Origin of the sequence: Frankia sp. AgKG'84/4 (assembly GCF_023242965.2) — a bacterium.
In the GTDB taxonomy this organism is placed as follows: domain Bacteria; phylum Actinomycetota; class Actinomycetes; order Frankiales; family Frankiaceae; genus Frankia.
In genome coordinates this window covers 1-2,268 of record NZ_JALKFU020001275.1, presented here as the reverse complement: position 1 = coordinate 2,268, position 2,268 = coordinate 1, and the positions used below count along the sequence as shown (strand labels likewise).

The following is a 2,268-nucleotide window of genomic DNA, read 5'->3' as shown; positions in this document are numbered from 1 at the left end:
GGCCATGCCCGCGCCGCCGCCGCCGGCTATCCCCTGCCCCGCCCGCCGGCGCCGGCGCCTGGCGTCAGCCGCTCGTGAGGCGGGTGAGGCGCTCGGCGGCCGCCCGCAGCGTGGTCAGCTTCTTCGGGAAGCCAAAGCGGATGATGTGCCGCCCGTCGGCGGGGTCGGCGAAGAACGACGAACCGGGCACCGCGGCGACGCCGATGTCGGTGATCAGGCGCCGTACCAGGGCCACGTCGTCGCCGGCCGGGTCGACCGCCCGGGTGTCACACATCACGTAGTAGGCGCCGTCGGGCTCACGGAAGGTGAAGCCCGTCGCCGCCAGCGAGGCGCAGAGCAGGTCGCGCCGCTCCCGGTAGGCCGCGGCGAGCTCGTCGTAGTACGACGCCGGCAGCCCCATCGCCGCCACACCGCCGGCCTGCAGCGGGGCCGCCGCCCCGACGGTCAGGAAGTCGTGGACCTTGCGGATCGCCGCGGTGTAGGCCGGCGGCGCGATCGTCCAGCCCACCCGCCAGCCGGTCACCGCGTACGTCTTCGACAGCGCGTTGATGGTGACGGTGCGGTCCTCCAGGCCGGGGACCATCGCGGGCGGGAGGTGGCCGCCGGGGCCGAGGTAGTGGATGTGCTCGTAGATCTCGTCGGTGATGACCAGTACGTCGTGGCGCTGGCAGAGCTCGGCGACCAGTTCCAGCTCCTCGCGGCGCAGTACCTTGCCGGTCGGGTTGTGCGGGGTGTTCAGGATGATCGCGCGGGTGCGGTCACTGAAGGCCGCGCGCAGTTCGGCGGGGTCGATCGACCAGTCCGGGGCGTGCAGGCGGACGAGGCGCGGCCGGGCGCCGGACAGGATCGTGTCCGGCCCGTAGTTCTCGTAGAACGGCTCGAACACGATGACCTCGTCGCCGGGGTCGACCAGCGCCAGCATCGTGGCGATCATCGCCTCGGTCGAGCCGCAGGTGACGCAGAGCTGCGTGTCCGGGTCGACCGTCCAGCCCGGGTAGGTCCGGGCGACCTTCGCCGCGATCGCCGCGCGGAACTCCGCCGCGCCCCAGGTGATCGCATACTGGTTGACGTCCGCGTCGATGGCGGCCCTGGCCGCCTCCTTGAGCTGCGGCGGGCAGGAGAAGTCGGGGAATCCCTGGGCCAGGTTCACCGCGTCGTGCGCGAGGGCGAGCCGGGTCATCTCCCGGATCACGGACTCGGTGAAGGTCATCGCCTTCGCGGAGACCCGTGGCGTCGTGGGTGGCGCGGTCAGTTCGGACACGGCCCCATGGTGGCATCCCCGCGCCCGCCGCGGCGGAGCGTCAGGTGCCGGCGGGCGCCGGTTCGTCGCCGAGGGCGTCCCAGGGTTGGCGCTGCGGCCCGACCAGCTGGCCTTCGGGGCACAGCGTCCGGAAGTCGCACCAGGAGCACAGGCTGCCGGGGCGCGGCGGGAAGGCGCGGTCGGCGTCGGCGCCCGTACGCAGCGCCTCGGTGGCGGCGACCGCGTCGGCGGCGACCGACTCGGCGCGGCGGACGTGCCGGGCGATCGACTCCTCGGTGTGCTCGGCGACGGCGACCTGGCCGGTGGGCAGATGGTGCAGCTCGACCCGGCGGCAGGCCCGGCGCAGCATCCGCCCGGCGGCGAGCGCGTAGAGCGCCAGCGCCGGGGAGGACCGGGCGTCGACGTCGGTGAGGGGACGCCGGCCCGTCTTGTAGTCGACGACGACGAGCTCGCCGTCGCGCTCGTCGAGGCGGTCGACCCGGCCGGAGAAGGCCAGCGCGTCGGTGCGGGCGGCCACCGAGCGCTCGACGCCGCGCGGCTCGGCCGCCGGGTCGAGCCCGCTGACGTAGCCGGCGACCATCTCGGCCGCCCGTTCCCGCCAGCTCGCCGAGTGTGCGGCGTCCCGGAAGCCCTCCTCGACCCAGAGCAGCCGCGCGAGCTGCGCCGCCCGCGCCGGGGTACGCCGCTCGAACGGCTCCTCCCACCACCTGCGCAGCGTGTTGTGCACGCTCACGCCGACCGACGTGTGCGCCCAGGCCGGCCCCTTCGGCGGCTTCGGCCGGTCGAGATAGATCATCCGGTACCGGCGGGGGCAGTCCTCGTAGGCCGCCAGCCGCGACGGCGTACAGGCGAACAGCCTGCGGGGCATGCCGGCGAGCTCCATCTGTGCCATCGTCCGATCATCGCATCGGCCCGGCCCGGCGCCGCCGGTCAACCCACCGGTTCGGACACCGGGCCACCGATGGCCGCTCCCGCGCCGGGCGCCTCGGCGGGCCGGCCGGGTCGGC

2 protein-coding genes are annotated in these 2,268 nt (G+C 74.8%); both read right to left on the bottom strand.

Annotated elements, in window-relative coordinates; genetic code table 11:
- Nucleotides 1–64: 64 nt before the first annotated feature.
- Entirely contained in the window at nt 65–1,210 is a 1,146-nt protein-coding gene (locus MXD58_RS29585; RefSeq protein WP_284679008.1) for a pyridoxal phosphate-dependent aminotransferase, read from the bottom strand.
- Between the two features lie 91 nt (nt 1,211–1,301).
- Entirely contained in the window at nt 1,302–2,153 is an 852-nt protein-coding gene (locus MXD58_RS29580) for a RecB family exonuclease (RefSeq protein ID WP_248836826.1), read from the bottom strand.
- Nucleotides 2,154–2,268: the final 115 nt, after the last annotated feature.

Excerpts from the sequence above, each read along its gene's own strand:
- MXD58_RS29585 (WP_284679008.1), bottom strand. The coding sequence starts at position 1,210 with ATGACCTTCACCGAGTCCGTGATCCGGGAGATGACCCGGCTCGCCCTC.
- MXD58_RS29580 (WP_248836826.1), bottom strand. The coding sequence starts at position 2,153 with ATGGCACAGATGGAGCTCGCCGGCATGCCCCGCAGGCTGTTCGCCTGT.